Origin of the sequence: Microcystis viridis FACHB-1342 (genome assembly GCF_014698335.1) — a bacterium.
Lineage (GTDB): Bacteria > Cyanobacteriota > Cyanobacteriia > Cyanobacteriales > Microcystaceae > Microcystis > Microcystis ichthyoblabe_A.
Genome location: NZ_JACJSV010000060.1, coordinates 1 through 16,592, shown reverse-complemented (window position 1 = coordinate 16,592; position 16,592 = coordinate 1). Strand labels below are relative to the sequence as shown.

Annotated in this window: 15 protein-coding genes and 2 pseudogenes; 5 read left to right on the top strand and 12 right to left on the bottom strand. The window is 43.1% G+C overall.

Going from position 1 to position 16,592, the window contains the following annotated elements:
• The first annotated feature begins 107 nt into the window (after nucleotides 1-107).
• Together H6G40_RS17445 and H6G40_RS17440 are read left to right on the top strand one after the other, a co-directional pair.
• Nucleotides 108-914, top strand: coding sequence for a TlyA family RNA methyltransferase (locus H6G40_RS17445; RefSeq protein WP_190538059.1), 807 nt, complete (start codon nucleotides 108-110; stop codon nucleotides 912-914).
• Between the two features lie 269 nt (nucleotides 915-1,183).
• A complete protein-coding gene (locus H6G40_RS17440; RefSeq protein ID WP_190538057.1) occupies nucleotides 1,184-1,564 on the top strand; it encodes a cyclic nucleotide-binding domain-containing protein in 381 nt (126 codons plus the stop codon).
• A gap of 29 nt (nucleotides 1,565-1,593) precedes the next feature.
• Here the strand turns inward: H6G40_RS17440 and fmt are convergent, their stop codons facing one another.
• The 7 genes and pseudogenes from fmt to H6G40_RS17410 form a co-directional block, all read right to left on the bottom strand.
• Nucleotides 1,594-2,571: a methionyl-tRNA formyltransferase gene (gene fmt / locus H6G40_RS17435; protein WP_190538055.1), complete on the bottom strand. Its 978-nt coding sequence runs from the start codon at nucleotides 2,569-2,571 to the stop codon at nucleotides 1,594-1,596.
• 41 nt (nucleotides 2,572-2,612) lie between these two features.
• On the bottom strand, nucleotides 2,613-3,407 hold the full coding sequence (gene pgeF / locus H6G40_RS17430) for a peptidoglycan editing factor PgeF (protein WP_002736685.1): 795 nt from the start codon (nucleotides 3,405-3,407) through the stop codon (nucleotides 2,613-2,615).
• A gap of 241 nt (nucleotides 3,408-3,648) precedes the next feature.
• A pseudogene (locus H6G40_RS17425) lies at nucleotides 3,649-3,864 on the bottom strand (DUF433 domain-containing protein); the annotation flags it as partial.
• Between the two features lie 186 nt (nucleotides 3,865-4,050).
• Nucleotides 4,051-4,386, bottom strand: a complete 336-nt coding sequence (locus tag H6G40_RS17420) for a XisI protein (RefSeq protein WP_002736025.1) — start codon at nucleotides 4,384-4,386, stop codon at nucleotides 4,051-4,053.
• Nucleotides 4,374-4,790 (bottom strand): element excision factor XisH family protein, encoded by a 417-nt coding sequence (locus tag H6G40_RS17415; protein ID WP_002773633.1) that lies wholly within the window; start codon nucleotides 4,788-4,790, stop codon nucleotides 4,374-4,376. Before H6G40_RS17415 ends, H6G40_RS17420 begins: the two co-directional genes overlap by 13 nt.
• A 33-nt stretch (nucleotides 4,791-4,823) precedes the next feature.
• Complete coding sequence (locus tag H6G40_RS24215; RefSeq protein WP_002737946.1) at nucleotides 4,824-4,979, bottom strand: DUF6888 family protein; 156 nt, start codon at nucleotides 4,977-4,979, stop codon at nucleotides 4,824-4,826.
• 398 nt (nucleotides 4,980-5,377) lie between these two features.
• Entirely contained in the window at nucleotides 5,378-8,638 is a 3,261-nt protein-coding gene (locus H6G40_RS17410; protein ID WP_190538053.1) for an nSTAND1 domain-containing NTPase, read from the bottom strand.
• A 165-nt stretch (nucleotides 8,639-8,803) separates the two neighbouring features.
• Here H6G40_RS17410 and H6G40_RS23435 point away from each other — a divergent pair, with 165 nt between their 5' ends.
• Together H6G40_RS23435 and H6G40_RS23430 are read left to right on the top strand one after the other, a co-directional pair.
• Complete coding sequence (locus tag H6G40_RS23435; protein WP_242028789.1) at nucleotides 8,804-8,965, top strand: hypothetical protein; 162 nt, start codon at nucleotides 8,804-8,806, stop codon at nucleotides 8,963-8,965.
• Nucleotides 8,966-8,968: 3 nt separating this feature from the next.
• Complete coding sequence (locus H6G40_RS23430; protein WP_339327450.1) at nucleotides 8,969-9,178, top strand: CU044_2847 family protein; 210 nt, start codon at nucleotides 8,969-8,971, stop codon at nucleotides 9,176-9,178.
• Nucleotides 9,179-9,246: 68 nt separating this feature from the next.
• Here H6G40_RS23430 and H6G40_RS17400 read toward each other — a convergent pair whose 3' ends face one another.
• From H6G40_RS17400 to gcvH, 3 genes are all read right to left on the bottom strand, one after another.
• Nucleotides 9,247-9,834 (bottom strand): hypothetical protein, encoded by a 588-nt coding sequence (locus H6G40_RS17400; protein WP_002736844.1) that lies wholly within the window; start codon nucleotides 9,832-9,834, stop codon nucleotides 9,247-9,249.
• Between the two features lie 235 nt (nucleotides 9,835-10,069).
• Nucleotides 10,070-11,242, bottom strand: a complete 1,173-nt coding sequence (moeB, locus tag H6G40_RS17395; RefSeq protein ID WP_190538052.1) for a molybdopterin-synthase adenylyltransferase MoeB — start codon at nucleotides 11,240-11,242, stop codon at nucleotides 10,070-10,072.
• A 159-nt stretch (nucleotides 11,243-11,401) separates the two neighbouring features.
• On the bottom strand, nucleotides 11,402-11,797 hold the full coding sequence (gene gcvH, locus H6G40_RS17390; protein ID WP_002737085.1) for a glycine cleavage system protein GcvH: 396 nt from the start codon (nucleotides 11,795-11,797) through the stop codon (nucleotides 11,402-11,404).
• Between the two features lie 249 nt (nucleotides 11,798-12,046).
• Between gcvH and H6G40_RS17385 the strand changes: the two genes are divergently transcribed.
• Nucleotides 12,047-14,755: a bifunctional acetate--CoA ligase family protein/GNAT family N-acetyltransferase gene (locus H6G40_RS17385; protein WP_190538050.1), complete on the top strand. Its 2,709-nt coding sequence runs from the start codon at nucleotides 12,047-12,049 to the stop codon at nucleotides 14,753-14,755.
• Nucleotides 14,756-14,777: 22 nt separating this feature from the next.
• Here H6G40_RS17385 and H6G40_RS17380 read toward each other — a convergent pair whose 3' ends face one another.
• Both H6G40_RS17380 and H6G40_RS17375 read right to left on the bottom strand, forming a co-directional pair.
• On the bottom strand, nucleotides 14,778-15,758 hold the full coding sequence (locus tag H6G40_RS17380; RefSeq protein WP_069475299.1) for an NAD-dependent epimerase/dehydratase family protein: 981 nt from the start codon (nucleotides 15,756-15,758) through the stop codon (nucleotides 14,778-14,780).
• Nucleotides 15,759-15,778: 20 nt separating this feature from the next.
• Nucleotides 15,779-16,495: pseudogene (locus H6G40_RS17375) on the bottom strand (glycosyltransferase); the annotation flags it as partial.
• Nucleotides 16,496-16,592: the final 97 nt, after the last annotated feature.

The following is a 16,592-nucleotide window of genomic DNA, read 5'->3' as shown; positions in this document are numbered from 1 at the left end:
ATGGGTTCCGCTTGTCCCTATCTTTACTTATAATCTTCCTTCTGGGATTGCTTGGGGAAAAATAAGGTATTTTTTAGAATTAGGCGCTGATTATTGGGAGGCCTTCCTTGCCGAAAGAAAGATTAGATTTATTATTGGTAGCCAAAAATCTCTGTGATTCCCGTCAACAGGCACAGCGATTAATTCGCGCTGGAGAAGTGAAAGTCAATCACCAAATCATCGATAAACCGGCCACAGAAATCGATCGGTCAGCGGCGATCGAGGTTAAGCAGAAACTGCCCTATTTGTCAAGGGGGGGCGAAAAATTAGCCAAGGCCTTAGAATTGTTTGCCATTGATGTCAGCGATCGCATTTGTTTAGATGGAGGCATTTCCACGGGGGGATTTACCGATTGTCTCTTGCAAAAAGGAGCAAAACGGGTTTATGGGGTCGATGTGGGTTATGGACAAGTGGCCTGGAGTTTACGGCAGGATCAACGGGTTATTTTACTAGAAAGAACTAATTTTCGCTATTTAACCCCGGAAAAGTTATACGGACAGGAAAAACCCGCCGATTTAGCAGTTATGGATCTGTCCTTTATTTCCCTGACCAAAGTTTTACCGACCCTGTGGACGCTATTAAATCCACCGCGAGAGGCGATTTTATTGGTCAAACCCCAATTCGAGGTGGGACGGGAAAAAGTCGGCAAAAAAGGGGTAGTTCGCGACCATCAAGACCAAGCGGGGGCGATTTTTCAGGTTTTACAGGCCGCAGAAGCCCTAGGATGGTTCTATAGGGGTTTAACTTGGTCTCCCATTACCGGACCTGCGGGTAACGTCGAGTATCTTCTCTGGTTATCCACCGATACCGGCCAAGTTAGTCCCAGTTTATCAGCGATCGCAGAAATCACCCAAGCAGCGATCGAACAGTTTTAAACCAGGTATTTTCTCAAGGAAGTGGGGGTGTGGGGTGTGGGGTGTGGGGTGTGGGGTGTGGGGAGATGTATTCTTATACCAATTCTCCAAAGTCTGACTACAGAAGTTTAATCCCCCTAAATCCCCCTTAAAAAGGGGAACTTAAAGGGGGATTTAAATTCGATGTGTAGTTTTCATTTAGAGAAATGGTATTACATACAAAAACGATGATCGGGGAGTTCAATGTATTGGAAAATGGGAGAGATAACCCGAAAAATTCTTGTTAAATCATGTTAAGTCCCGTAGAAACGATTAAAATTCTCGAAAATCATCCCGATCGCACTTTTCCAGCTGGTGAAGTTATTTTTGCCGATGGCACGGAGGGCGAGTTAATGTACGGTATTCTTAGTGGAGAGGTGGAGATGTATATCAAGGGGCAATTGATAGAAACTCTACAAAAAGGGGACGTATTCGGAGCAGGAGCGCTCCTGCATGGGTATAAACTGCGAGAATCCACAGCTATTGCCAAAACTGATTGTAAATTAGCCTATCTCAATCAACCGCAGTTTTTATTTGCCGTGCAGGAAACCCCCATGTTTGCGATCGAAGTATTAAGAAGTTATTCCGATCGCTTTCGCAAGTTAAAAAAAATCTTCGCCGGTGAAGCATAGAGGAGCAAAGGAAAGCCATACCCCGAAAACTATTGACCGAAAATCTCACCAATAGTTAAACGGGAACCATTGACCAAATCCCCACCAGAACGCGGAGGTTTTCCCGATAATTGCACTTCTTTTAATAATAATAAACCCGCTCCCGTCTGCACTACCGGCCCGAAATTTTTCCAGAGAGCCACGATCGATCCCACTTCTCCGCTTAGATGAGAAAGGTCTTTTGTCTGTAATTCTCGAGGCAGTTGCTCCGGATCGTCTAGGGGAATAGTGGCCATCACTTTAAAGGGTTGTCCCCGGAAAGTGGTTAGCGCATGAGGATAAAAACCCCGGACTCGATCGTGAATTGTCCGGCCTGAATCTTGCCAGTGGATTAGATAGTCAGATTTTTGAATTAAAGGGGCATAGGTGGCATCATCGTTATTTTGAGGAATTGGGGTAATTTCTGCTCGATCGAGCTTAGAGAGGGTTTCTAGGAGCAAATCCGCCCCCATTTGGCCTAGGGTTGCTCCCACCTGTTCGGCATTGTCAAAAAGAGCGATCGGGCTGTAGGCTTTCAGTAGCATCGGTCCGGTGTCCATGCCCGCATCCATTAACATAGTGGTAATGCCGGTTTCTTTTTCTCCCCTAGCGATGCACCACTGCACGGGGGCTGCTCCCCGATATTTCGGTAAAATTGAGCCATGAACGTTAATACAGCCTAATCTCGGCATCTCTAGAATTTCTGGGGAGAGGATTTGTCCGTAGGCAACTACTACAAAGGCATCCGCTCGCGATTGTCTGAGAAAATCTAAGGTTTTAGCATTTTTTTTCACACTTTTAGGCTGCCAAACCGGTATTTGCTGTTCTATGGCTATTTGTTTCACCGGTGAGGGGATTAATTGATTACCCCTTCCCCGGCGCTTGTCCGGTTGGGTAACGACGGCAATTATTTCTATATCGGGATTGGCTAATAATTTTTTGAGGGTGGGGACGGCAAAAGTCGGGGTTCCGAAAAAAACAATACGCATGGGAGAGGGGGGATTTTTCAGTTATCAGTGTGCAGTAATCATTAACGACTAACTATGCCAGACCATTGGATTTTTTTGGCTTTTTCCCGACGATAGGAGAAAAAATGCTCCTCTTGTTGATAGGTACAAAAAGGAGCGATCGCAATTTGTTGATCTCTAATTCCTAACTGTTGTAGTTGATGATAAATCACCCTTCGCACGTCCAAGCGAACTTTTCCTTTTTCCTCGTCAGCAAATAAGGGGGAAGGGGAGAGGTTAAATAAATTCGCCAGAATTTGGTCGGGATTGGTTTCTTGAGGAAATAAACTTAAACCCACTTCTGCGGCAACTTCTCTATCTACTTGATACACTTCCCCGGCAATTGCCGGCCCCAGGGCCAACACTAAGTTATCTAAACAACTACCGGAGTTTAATAACTGCTTAACTGCTTTGACAACTATTCCCTTAGCTGTCCCTCTCCATCCAGAATGAATCGCCACCCCAACACCGCTAGAGCGATCGCCTATTAGTACAGGTGTACAATCAGCACTGGCCACCCAAATCCCTTGACCGGAAGCATCGGTGATAATTCCATCCGCTTCGGCTATTTCTGGGTTAGTAATCCCTTGGGGATTTAATAGGCGATCGCCATGTACCTGTTTGACCCGATAAACTGGTACATTTGCCCCTAGAGCAGCCGTAAAAGCTTCCGGGGTTTGGGGGTAATAATGACGGGTAAAAAAGCCGTGGGACCAGTCCTCTAAGAGATTACAGGTAAGATAGGGCAATCCTTGCCATGTTTGCCATTGCCACAGAGAAGTCTCGGTTAATCGGACATCGATCGCTACATTGGTCACAGTCTAAGCCTCTCTGGCTGCAATAATACCTTATTCTTTCCTATCCTAGTTCTGAGCTTGGCAAACGGCAACCGGAAAATTATTGTCAAAACCCTTGACAAATGGCGAGACTTGCTTTAGACTTTTTATATAATGGGAATCCGTGCGCCCATATATATAGGGTTTTTGAGGGAAGATAAGAGAGAAAAAAATAGCCTCAAGAATCTGGTTGGGTAGGAAGAGGATAAAGGTATAAAGACGGAAAATTTCTCTCCCCCTCAGTACAATGAGTCTCAATGTATGCTAGGGCTGAATCAATCTGTCTATCATTAAGACCAAGTTTTTCACGAATCAGCTTGGGGGGATACTGAGCCTTTAGGTAATCCATAACATCATAAAGGGTAATTCGCGTACCGGCGATTGTCAATCCACGCTCTGTACGAATAATAGCTGATTGCCCGTTGGATACCAGAACCATACTCATAACCTTCTAGAATTTCATTCTATAGCTTATTGGCTCTCCCAGCTTTGGTGGGTAAAATGTATTCTAAGATACATTTCTCAAGAGCGAGGGGGTGGAACGAACCACAAAGACACAAAGGACACAAAGATCGATCAACCATATTGTAAGTTAAACTTATCACACAGAACCTAGAAGAGCCGCTTATTTTACCGCAAATTCAGTATAGGGTCGAATATGTTCGGGTTTAAAGGCAAGGACAATTTGCTCTTTAGGAATACCGGCGGCTAATAAATCAGTGGCAATACCGTCTTCGGTTCCGTCTCGTTGTATCCAGATTTTACCATTAATAATTTGTAAATGCAGTAAACAGCCATGTACTCTTTCTCGGTTATCCCAACCTTCTAAGAGAATTAGATAGTTATCAGAGTCTTTGTCAATAATGAGGAGGCGGTTTACCTCTCCAGTAGCATAGCGCAAGTTTGCATAATAACGGAGAGATTCAATAATAATTTTTCTCATTTTTTCTAAACTATCCATCTTAAAATAACCTCCTCAATTTCGTCAAAAATTAATAATTTTAATCGTTTATTGTCTAATAAAACTTGACCAATAGGATCTTCAAAAATATCGGCAAAAGCTTGTTGATGAATTGCTAAATATAAAGTTCTTTCAGATTTTAGTTTTGTCAATAAATCATAGTATAAAATATATTGTCCTAATGCTTTTTCTAAGTCATCGATAGATGATTTGCCAACAAAACTTTTAATTTCAATGGCAATTTTTTGATTGTCTTTTTCGGCGGCAATAATTTTTTCTGCTCCCAAGTCAATATATAAATCTCTTTTTCCCCAGCGAATAATTAGGGGGTCATGGGTAATTGTCCAGCCATCTTTGTCTAAGGCAGTTCTCACGGTATCATGATAAATATCTTTTGCTGGCATTTTTATTATAACTGGCGAGACATTTGGTAAAAATCAGGTTGATGATTCATCTTCAAACTCCACATTAGTGAGCAAGATGCTCACATTACTATTTTCATCATACCGAAATAGATGAATATCGGTATAGAAGTTAGACAGGGTTTGACACATTCTAATGCAAGTAAGCATCTGTTCGGGAGTGGGTATCATTATTGATGGCTTTTTCCTCCAATTTACGAGTTTATACCTGTAATAAGTATAGCATACTACTGGATTGAAACAGCTAATTTAGTGCCTTAGATTTAAGGGAATGCGAGCATCCTGCTCGCTAATTATTCAGGTAGTCTGCTGGCTAGATGTTATAGTCATTTCAAATAAGTTTGAGACATAAGCTTTTCATCATTTAAATTGGTATTTGAGGTTGTAGGGGCGAAGCATTCGGATAAGAAATCTACGGTTTCAGCGATAGGTTATTGCCCGAATGCTTCGCCCCTACGGGAGTGCTTACTGACAATAATAGTGAGCTAGGTGAGTCTTATCTCATTCTTATTTGAAACAACTATATATACCAAGCCAGAGCCTTGGCACAAGCAATAACTGTTAACTGTTCACTGAATCACCTTCCTCGACGACGCAACTACCCGAAAACCGTAGGCATCGCTGAGGAAAGCGACGTTGTCGCGAACCGCAGAACGGCAAGCCCAGGGACGGCTGCCCCATGACCCGCCACGTACGACATGATCTCTATTGTCTTGTAACAACACATCAAGATGTTTTGATATATCTTGATACAATTCTTCTTTTCCTTCATCCCATACCCAACCATCATTGGGCGCGTCTTTATAGTTATCATGCCAAGGATCTAGACACCATTCCCAAACGTTCCCGTGCATATCATAAAGTCCAAAGGCATTTACGATTTGAAACCTGCCTACGGTTGTCGTCCTTGCACAAGCGGTTTGTGAATAATTTGCCAAAGCCGGGTCAATTTTCCACCCAAAATGATAGGGCGGATAAATCGGATTTTGGATTAATTCTTCACTGATAACTGACCTACAAGCATATTCCCACTCTGCTTCACTGGGTAAACGGTATTGATAGCCTTTCCCTTTTTTCTGAGACCAGCGCGATAGTCTCTCACAGAATTCCACCGCATCCTGCCAACTAATACGTTCCACTGGTCGGCAGCTATTTCCTTTATAGTGTGAAGGTTCTGGGTTGAGATCCCGTTCAACTTTAGGCAAAGAAGCTACTGCTCGCCACTGCGCCTGCGTTACGAGATATTTGCCCATCAGGAAGGGAGAAATCTTGACCTTATGTGGCTGGCGTTCATTTGGATATGCTCCTTCTTCTCCTTCAGAAGCACCCATCCAAAACTCACCCCCGGGAATTTCCACTATTTCTAGGTTTATTCCGTCTTCTAACTCTTCGATTACTGTGGCTGGTAGATCGTTTTCTGCGATGATTGAGAGGGCAATATTTCCTTGCTTATTAACCTCTGCTGTCCAGATAGGAACCTCCTCTCCCCACTGCTTCAGCAACCAGGAAGCTGACAGCCTTATCTGTGCTTTTTCCTGCTCATCTCTCAGTAATTGCCATAATCTATCTTTCGTGAAGAATGATTTACGGACTGCCTCTTCTTCTAATGTCTCTCGCTCTAAATTATCAATGTCTGGACTGCGGAGATAAGTATATAATTCCTCCTGACTACTAGCTTGGAGAAACTCTTTAGCCAATTTCGTAGTCTCCACCGTGTCTTGATATTCTTGCAGAATTTTCTCTGCATCTGCTAACTTGTCACCCGACCACAAATAATCCTGGGATTTATTATTTTTTTGCCAGTCTTTGGCATCTTTATCCACCTGTTTGGCTAATTCTCTTCCCTGTCGATTTTCGTTTCGCCACTGATTCAGGTTGTCCCACTTTTCAATTAAAGCTTCATGGGCTAAATCTACCCAAGCTTCTTCTTCTCGTTCAGTTTTTCCCGTTACTAAAAGGCGACCTTTTACTAATCCTTGTTTTCCTTCAATTAGTTCTGTTAAAACTTTTTGTCCTTCTTGATTATCTCCAGCTAAAGACAAGATAAAGGCTTTTGATTGACGCAATCTGGTATCTTTTTCCCCATCTCCTATTTGCAGAAGATTCAAGAAAATTCGCTTAATTAAAGCTTTTTCTGCTTCCGTTCGCTCCTGCTGCGGTGAGTCTTTTTCATAATCCTTGTATTGATAGACTTTATCAGCTTGACAATTTAACGCTCCTACTATCCCACCTATCGCCTCATAAGTATCTAAAGTCAGCCGATGGTTTGCTTCATCTCGTTTCTGCCAAAGCTGGGTTAAAGCAAACTCTAATAATGGTAAAAATCCTGGTTCTTGTTTAATATCTTCAAGGATTTTATTGAGTAAATCATTAGTAACTTCATAGCCTTGCAGTTTGGCTGGTTCGGTGATAGCTTCTAGCAAATCTAATCCCCTTAGATCTGGCAGGTATTCGGCGTTATTTTGAATCAGTTGTCGCAAAGAATCGTAACGCAAACAGGGTTCAATGAAATCCGCCCTCATGGTAGCGACAACTGCCAGAGGAGAGTCTGGAATTGTGGCAACTTGAGTAATCAATTCAATAAAGCGATCGCGCTGTTCCGCTAGAGCAAAAGTGAATAATTCCTCAAATTGATCTACCACCAGCAAGAATTTGTGTTCGCGGGGAAAAAGCTCTAATAGCGGTTTTAAGCCTTCGCTGTCTTGATTATTGATACATTGATCCAGCAATTGTTGATCATCTCGAAAATAGGGTAACAGCAGGCTTTCCAACATTGTCAACGGCTTAAATCCAGGCTTGATCGGTTCGAGAATTTGCCATCCTAATTCTTCCAACCAGGGCATCAATCCCGCCAGAACTACCGAAGATTTACCACTTCCAGAAGCACCAATCAGAGGGACAAAATTTAGCCTATCCAGCTTAGATTTGATGTCGTCCACCACTCGCTTGCGTCCGAAGAAAAATGGGCGTTCCTTCTTAGTAAACGCCAGCAATCCTTGATAGGGACAGCGCAATTCTCCCTTCTCATCTAGTAACGGTTTCACCTCTTTAACTTGAGGTTGCGCCCCATATTTGACCAGAATTAGCGATCGCCCAACTCCCATGCGAATCGGTTCTTGACCCTTCCCGCGCAATTCCCGCGAAACGAAATCAAACAGGCGATCGGCACTAATTTCTCCCGTTTTTGGGTCCGCCTCTTTTTGGGACAATCCTTTCAGTAAGGCGGCGGTGAACAAACTGTATTTCTTATCTTCCCAAGCCACCTGTTCTGACCGACAGGCGGCGATTAGGTAGTAATCTTGCTTCTCCTTAAACGCTGAGAGGCTAGGTTCTAGCAAAGTGCGATTTAATTCCCGATTTTCGGGCAATAACGCCCCCGCATGGCAACAGTCTAGCATTACTACCAGATTACTCAAATTAGAACGCCGTAATAAAGGATTGAGTTCTCGGTCTAAAGAAATGGCATTTTTGCCGTCGGGTTGGCTATCGGAGGTGGCGAGATAGGCTTCCCCGTCACCGATGCGATTGATCAGGCGAAACCCGTGTCCTGAAAAGTAGATCAAGACTTCTTGATTTTTGGTCTGCTCTTCCGATAAGATTTTCTTTAAGGCTTGCAAGACTTCATTCCCCGTTACCTTTCCTGGAACAACTTCGTAGCGTTTTTCTGCGGCAATCCAGCGATTGGGTAGGCGTTCTACATTGGCAAATGTCCCAGTATTCTCCAAGAATTTAGCAACAGCTTCCGCATCTTTGGCGGGTTTACTCAAAGATGGCAGGAAATTGGGGTTATCGTAATGGTTAATGCCGATGACAAGGGCGTAGCGAGCCATAGACAGTCAGCAAGGGATAGAAATGTTTTTTATGTTAGGTTATTTTTTGGTAAACTGCAAGGAAAGCATAGGCCCTCCCTTAGATAATCTTTTCTTATCATCACAAGTACGGGAGAGCCAAGAAATAGTTAAGAAAAAAGTTAATTTTCAATTTTTGCATTATTTATGACTCGACTAACTCCGATCCAAATTGACGAAAACACCCTAATTTATATAGAGTCCACCGATGACCTAGAAATTCCTGCCGAGACAGTAAAAACCGAGGGAAGAGTTGCTAAAGGGGGAACTTCTATACCAGATAAACAGCAAATTTTGCAGAATTTTTAGACAATTGAAGATACAATTCGTACTTACACTACTTACACTTTAAACGCTTTTCGCAATTTAGCCATTGCCAACATTGAGGAAGTCACTTTACAATTTGGTGTGGAAATCGGCGGTGAGGTAGGAATCCCTTATATTACTAAAGGAACCGCTAAAAGTAATTTAAATATTACGGTTAAGTGTACCTTTCCTAAGCCGCCGAACTCGTCTGATTGATGGTTCAATCTTTAACGTTTTCTGGTTCTTCCGTATATTACCAAAATAAGAGAGCCAAATAATCTTGATTAAAGTCTCTGGTCTTGATTTTGGGGATAACTGGGGAATAGATCTCTGGGGAAATCCTCGGCACTTAAACAGGTTTGTAAAGCTTGGGAGGGGTTATTTTTGTCCACACCACGACTTACAGCGATAACGCACTCGGAAAAGCGACCGGGTAATAAACTTTGACGACAGGAATCTAAAACCTGTTTAGAAATCCCTAATTTATCGGGTTCCTTGGCTGTTTCTGTTTCCGTTTGTTTGAGGGAATTAGCGGCAAATAAGGGGGCAGCGCGATGGATATCGACCACACAGTGACCTAGGTCGATGGGACGACGCACTTGAAAACAAGCTTGCAGAGCCAGATTACCATCGATCGGGGTTTTGGATTTAATCATTACCACACAGCGGGATAATTCTTTAGGAATTAATGCTTCTGAACAAGCGGTGGCGGCATCTTGGGGACTGACTCCCGTGCGGACAATCTGACTGATACAGGCACTAAATTGATTATTATTGCCAAATGCGATCGCTGTTCGGTTCATTTCTACTAAGCCAAGGGAAATAGTAGCGATCGCGCTCCAACTAGCAATTTTTTTAATATGGTTTTTCATCGTTTGCTCACACCGAAGATTTTAAGGCTAACTCGCCTTGATTTTAACAGATTCACGGGCAATAATGGGGGGAGGAAATTATGAATTATGAAGTGGGGAGATGGGGGAATGGGGTAGGGTTGATTCATGAATCAACCCTACCTTGAATCAACCCTAGGGAGATGGGGGAATGGGGAGATGGGGGAATTTGACTAATACCCCAAAACCCTAACACCCCAAAACCCAGGGACCAAAATTAGTATTCTGGTACAGTGGAATCGACTTCACGACTCCAGGCACTGATGCCACCTTTGACGTTAATTCCTTCGATACCTGCCTCTTTGAGGATAGCGAGGGCTTTAGCGGAACGTCCCCCCATCTTACAATGGGCGATAAGACGATAACCGTTGACTAATTCCTTAATTTTGGGAATTGCCGCACCATTTTCGATATCGGGTAGGGGAATTAATACCGAGTTGGGGATATTAGCGATTTGGTACTCGTTGGGATTACGCACATCGATGAGAATGTAATCATTGGCATTGCTGTCAATTAGTGCTTTTAACTCTACTACGGTCATTTCTGTCATTTTTTGCTGTTCTGCTGCTTCTTGTGCCTTCGCTTGCGGAATACCGCAGAATTGTTCGTAATCAATTAGTTTTTCAATGACGGGACGGATGGGATTCGGACGCAATTTTAACTCGCGGAATTTCATTTCCCAAGCATTGTAAAGCAGTAAACGACCACTGAGGGTATCCGGAGCGCCGAGGATAATTTTAATGGCTTCTGTGGCTTGAATTGTGCCGATTACTCCGGGTAAAACCCCTAAAACGCCGCCTTCGGCACAGGAGGGAACCATCCCCGGTGGTGGCGGTTCGGGATAGAGATCGCGGTAGTTGGGACCGCCTTGGTAGTTAAAAACGGTTGCCTGTCCTTCAAAGCGGAAAATTGAGCCATAGACGTTGGGTTTGTCGAGAAGAACACAAGCATCATTAGTCAGATAACGGGTGGGGAAATTATCGGTCCCGTCGATAACTACATCATAGGGGGCTAAAATGTCAAGGGCATTTTCGGAACTTATGCGGGTTTCGTACAAATCCACCTGACAATAGGGGTTAATTTCTAGAATTCTGTCCTTAGCGGAAACAATTTTCGGTTTGCCTACCCAAGAAGTGCCGTGAATAATTTGACGTTGCAGATTGGAACTATCGACGATATCGAAGTCAACAATACCGATTCTACCGATGCCAGCCGCCGCTAGATAGAGTAAAAGCGGGGAACCGAGTCCCCCGGTGCCGATGCAGAGAACACTGGCGGCTTTTAGTTTTTTTTGACCTTCTAAGCCCACTTCGGGCAGAATAATGTGTCGAGAGTAGCGTTGAATCTCCTCTTTGGAAAGTTCGATCACCGCGAGATTAGGATTTAGCATAGATTGGGTAAATAGTGAAACCTGACTCGATTCGGGCAAGAATTTCGTCTCAGCACGGTTTAGAGACAAAAATCAGGAAGACTCGATCGCTTCCTGGATTTTTAATTCTTTCTATGCCTATGATAGTGTGAGGGTCTGGCTCCGTGTTGTTAATATTAGTTAACTTTCTCCTGCTACTTGGGCGCGGTATTCACTAGCGGAGAGGGTATCAGCCAAGGCAGTATCGGGATTTTCTACCCGCACTTTTAATAACCAACCCTCCCCGTGGGGATCATCGGCAATTAATTCGGGGGAGTCAATCATCGCTTGATTGCGATCAACTACGGTTCCCGAGACGGGAGGATAAAGATCTTCTACCGCTTTTACCGATTCAATCGTGCCGAAACTACTACCTACTTCCAGCGCCTCTCCCAATTCGGGCAATTCTAGAAACACGATATCACCCAATTGATCGACGGCAAAAGCACTAATTCCCAAGGTAGCGATTTCACCTTCGAGTCTGACGTATTCGTGGGTTTCTAGGTATCTCAAATCCTCGGGATATTCCAGTTCCATCGTCTGTCTCTAAATATTTACAGCATCAGTTAGTTTACTAGATCTCTTGGGGAAAATGTTCATCGGCTAGGGCTGTTTTATTGCCGATCGCTGCCTAGACAAAATTAATTACACCGATCGAACCCTGATTAAACAGCTAGAATTGGTCTAGGTTGATCGGGGAACGCCACAGAACACTGGAAAAGTAAGGGTTAGCCGCTTTTTTAGCTCACTTAACAATACCCAGTTTAAATGCCTCCTAGCTTACTTATGTTAAATCCCATCTTAGAGCCTCGTGGTGGCGAACATCAAACCATAAGAGCCTTTTTTGAGCCAAAAAACATCGCTGTGGTGGGATTTAATCGCCAAAATCCCCAACTTGATCGCACTCTTTTAAATAATCTCCATCATAATCCCGGTCAGCACCGTCTTTATCTAGTTAATCCTCACCCCGAAAACTGGCTCGATCTTCCCACCTATAGCAGTTTAGAGGATATCCAGGCGGCGATCGATCTGGTAATTATCACCGCCCCTGCTCCCGAAATTCCCGCTATTATCGCCCAATCTGTCGAAAAACAGGTTAAATGCGCCCTGATTCTCTCCACGGGTTTTCGGGAAACTGGACAGATGGGGGAAAATTTACTTAGGGAAATTAAAGCGATCGCTGGTCAAAAATTACGCATCATCGGTCCCCATAGCTCAGGAATCTGCAATATAAGCCAAAATCTTAACGCCACCTTTTCCCCCATCCTGCCGAAAACCGGTTCAATTGCTCTGATTAGTCAAAGTGGGGCGATCGCTGCTGCCGTGCTTGATTGGAGTTTAAGCGAAAATGTCGGTTTTAGTCACTTTATCTCCCTCGGAGTCCTTTTAGATGTGGATTGGGGCGAATTACTCTATTATTTGGGAGACGATCCCCAAACCAAAAGCATCGTTATCTACTTGGAATCCCTAAATAATGCCCGCTCTTTTCTGTCCTCAGCCCGAGAAGTTGCCCTAAATAAACCAATTATCGCCATTAGTCGCCACAGTACCGACTTTGACCCCACTTCTCTTTCCCATGCTGGCAAATTAACCAGCGATCAGCTAACTCTCTCCGCTGCCTTTGCTCGCTGTGGCATCGTGGAAGTACAAAGACTGGCCGATCTCTTGAATATCACGCAAGTTTTAGCGAAAATTCCCCGATTTCCCCGGGGAAAACGCTTGACAATCATCAGCAATGGTGTGGCTCCCGCTCTTTTAGCGGCCTCGGCTTTACTGGCGGAAGATGGACAACTGGCAACCCTTACCCCCGCAACGATCGGAAAACTAGCGCCTCTTGTTCCCGCGGATATCGTCCCCCAAAATCCCATCGATCTGCGTCGCAGCAGCGATCCCGATAGCTACGCTCGCGCCCTAGAGATCGCTTTAGCGGATGCACATACCGACGCGGTGTTGATGATTCTCTCGCCTCGCTTTAACACCGATCTGCGAGAAATTGCCTGTAGAATCGCCTCAATCGCTCAAAATAGCAAAAAACCCATTTTAGCAAGTTTGATGGGGGGAGAGGGCATTGCAGAGGGAGTAGCGTTATTAAATCAGCAGGGTATCCCCACCTATCGCTATCCCGATTCGGCAGCCCGGGTGTTTAATTTGCTCTGGAAATATGAAGAGAATCTGCGCGGTCTTTATCAAACGCCAATTTTAACCAATTCTCAGGAAAATGGCTCCGATCGAGTTTTAGTGAGCCAGATTATTGAGCAAGCAGGGGATAGAACAATTCTCAGTGAGCTAGAGTCTTTAGATATACTGAAAGCTTATGGAATCCCTGTTATTGTCACTAAAGTCGCCGAAAGTGCCGCAGAAGCAGTTAATCTCGCTGAATCTCTCGGTTATCCCGTGGTGATGAAACTGCATTCGAGGACGATTATCCATAAAAGCGCGGTGGGTGGGGTACAATTGCCGCTTTTTTCCCCTAGGGCAGTGGTGCAAGCGTATCAAGCGATCGAAGCTAATGTTAGCGCACAAGTGGGTGGGGAGCATTTTCTCGGGGTGAGTATTCAACCGATGTTAGAGATCGATCGAGGATATGAGTTAATTATCGGCTCTAATTACGATGATCAGTGCGGACCGGTGATAATTTTCGGCACTGGTGGCCGTTTAGTCGATATTTTTCAAGATTACGCCACCGCTCTACCTCCTTTAAATACTAATCTCGCTCGCCGACTTTTAGAAAAAACCAAGATTTATCGGGCTTTTAACGGGACAAATGGGCTTAAATCGCTTAATTTGGCGAATTTAGAGCAAATAATCGTGAGATTTAGTAACCTGGTTAGTGAACAACCTCGCATTAAAACTATTGATATTAATCCCTTTTTTGCCGATTCAGAGCAATTAATCGCCCTTTCCGCCTCTATCCTTCTTCATCCTCCAACTACTACCCCAGAAAAGTTATCTCATCCGGCGATTCGTCCCTATCCCGAACATTATATAGGGCTTTGGACGACGAAAAGAGGCTTAAAGGTGCTAATTCGTCCGATTCGGGCAGCGGATGAGCCTTTAGTGCGACAATTTCACCATTATCTCTCGGAAGAAACTATTTATTATCGTTATTTTCACCTTGTCAATCTCGATCGCCAAACCGCTTATGATCGTCTTACGCGCATTTGTTTTATCGACTACGATCGAGTAATGAGCTTAGTGGTAGAGATTAATAAAGATCAGACGGAAGAGCTAGAAATTATCGCTATAGGACGCTTAAATAAACTGCATGGCGTTAATGTGGCGGAATTTGACCTATTAGTTAGGGATGACTATCAAGGTCAAGGAATTGGTACAGAATTACTACAGCGTTTAGTCACTATTGGCAAAAAGGAAGGATTAGAGGGAATCGAAGGGGAAATTTTAAGGGATAATCGCGCTATGCAGATGATAGCCGCTAAAGTAGGGTTTTCTCTCCATAAAACTGCCGATTTTGTCAAAGCGGAACTTGAATTATGAAGTCTTTTTGACAAGCTGATCACTAATTTTCTGGCTGAATTGTTTGGGCTAATCCTTGCTCTAAAGTAAAGGGAGGTTGCCAATTCAGGGTTTTTTGAATATAGCTAGAGTCAACGGCAAGAGAACCAAGCAAGCGATCGATATTATAGGTATTAAAAGGGAGGTTTTTCCCTGTTATAGATTCTACCCTATCACCCAGATAACCTAAGAATCTAAGTAAGGTAGTGGGGACGGGCAGCAATTGACAGGGTTGTTGAATTTGTTGAGCAATGAGTCGAATTAATTGAGGAGTAGAAACAGCTTGGTTATCGCTAATTAAAAAAATCTGATTAGCGGCATTAGGATGATCTAAACAGGTAATAATGGCAGCAACTAAGTTACCCACAAAGACAAAACTACGACGATTTTTGATCGCACCAAAAGGTAAAGGTAATCCCCGTTTAATTAGTTTCATCAAGCGCTCCATATTAGCACGATTGCCTAGTCCGTAAACTAGAGTAGGACGAAGGATCGTCCAAGTCATGTCACTATCTTTTGCTATTTCAATTAAAGCTTGTTCTGCTTGCAGTTTACTACGACCATAGGGACTATCGGGGTGACAGGGAGAATTTTCGTTAAGAATATTATCACTTTCGGCAGCCATAGCATGAATAGAACTGACAAAAATAAAGTGCTTAACTCCCGCTTTTAGCGACTGCTTCACTAGGTTAATAGTCCCCTTAGTGTTAACTTTTATAAATGCTGCTTCTGGATTGGATATAGTCTCATGAAGTATATGAGCGCGTCCTGCTAGATGAATAACGGTATCAATGCCTAGCAATGCTTCTTGCCAATCGGTCATATCATCAATTTCACCCACCTGAATAGCCTTAATTGACAGGGATGCAGGAAACTCAAATTTCTGGCGAATTGCAGCTGTTATCTGGCAGTTATGTTGATGTAAAGTTGGCAGTAAGTGGCTGCCAATAAAGCCGGTAGAACCTGTAACTAAAACGTTTTTCATTATTAATTATTCAATTAAGTTTAGTAAAGTTTCCAACCATGTTTATTGAAAAAATACACAGCCGATTGAGCAAAAACTATTGCCAGTTTAGTAGAGTTGTGCGCTCCTCTTGCCCAATGATGATAAATATTTACATGGGGGTAAAGTATGGTTTTGTATTTTTTAGACATTCTAAGGGTCAAATCATAATCTTCAAAATACATGAACATATTTTTATCAAAATAGCCAATATCATCTAAATATTTTCTGTTAAATAGCATAAAACAACCACTAATAATCGGTACTTCTATTATCTGGTTATAGCTGATATCTCGCATTTCATACCAGTCTAATCTCTTTTTGAAAAGAAACTGCATTTTTTTAGGAATAAAACGTCTAATAAATAAAGTCAAAACCGTAGGTTGACGCTTGCAAAGGTATTGGATGTCCCCGCTCGGGTAAGATATTTTTGGAGTAATCAATCCCACCTCTTGATGTTTATCGAGGTAGTGAATAAGTTCAGTGATCACATTATTATCAAAATAGACATCTGGATTGATAACTAAATGATAATCATATTTTTTAGCTCTAGTAATAGCTAGGTTATGTGCTTGACCAAAACCAACGTTATTACCATTATTGAAGTAATAATCTATATCGTATTCCTGAAAATCATCAAAGATTTTTTTTAGTTCATCAGTAGGAGAGTTATCTACTACTGATAAATTAATTTCTATGGGTGTGCTGAACAGAGATTCGCCAATTCAAAAATGAAACGCATCAACCTCAAGAGTTGACAAAGAAAGGCTCATCAGGTACTGTCTGATCATTAACAAAAACAAATCAGACCCAAAA

Coding starts and splice junctions, on each gene's coding strand:
- H6G40_RS17385 (WP_190538050.1), top strand. CDS start 12,047: ATGTTAAATCCCATCTTAGAGCCTCGTGGTGGCGAACATCAAACCATA.
- moeB (WP_190538052.1), bottom strand. CDS start 11,242: ATGCTAAATCCTAATCTCGCGGTGATCGAACTTTCCAAAGAGGAGATT.
- fmt (WP_190538055.1), bottom strand. CDS start 2,571: ATGCGTATTGTTTTTTTCGGAACCCCGACTTTTGCCGTCCCCACCCTC.
- H6G40_RS17410 (WP_190538053.1), bottom strand. CDS start 8,638: ATGGCTCGCTACGCCCTTGTCATCGGCATTAACCATTACGATAACCCC.
- H6G40_RS17440 (WP_190538057.1), top strand. CDS start 1,184: ATGTTAAGTCCCGTAGAAACGATTAAAATTCTCGAAAATCATCCCGAT.
- H6G40_RS17420 (WP_002736025.1), bottom strand. CDS start 4,386: ATGGATAGTTTAGAAAAAATGAGAAAAATTATTATTGAATCTCTCCGT.
- H6G40_RS17380 (WP_069475299.1), bottom strand. CDS start 15,758: ATGAAAAACGTTTTAGTTACAGGTTCTACCGGCTTTATTGGCAGCCAC.
- H6G40_RS23435 (WP_242028789.1), top strand. CDS start 8,804: ATGACTCGACTAACTCCGATCCAAATTGACGAAAACACCCTAATTTAT.
- H6G40_RS17415 (WP_002773633.1), bottom strand. CDS start 4,790: ATGCCAGCAAAAGATATTTATCATGATACCGTGAGAACTGCCTTAGAC.
- H6G40_RS17400 (WP_002736844.1), bottom strand. CDS start 9,834: ATGAAAAACCATATTAAAAAAATTGCTAGTTGGAGCGCGATCGCTACT.
- H6G40_RS24215 (WP_002737946.1), bottom strand. CDS start 4,979: ATGATACCCACTCCCGAACAGATGCTTACTTGCATTAGAATGTGTCAA.
- gcvH (WP_002737085.1), bottom strand. CDS start 11,797: ATGGAACTGGAATATCCCGAGGATTTGAGATACCTAGAAACCCACGAA.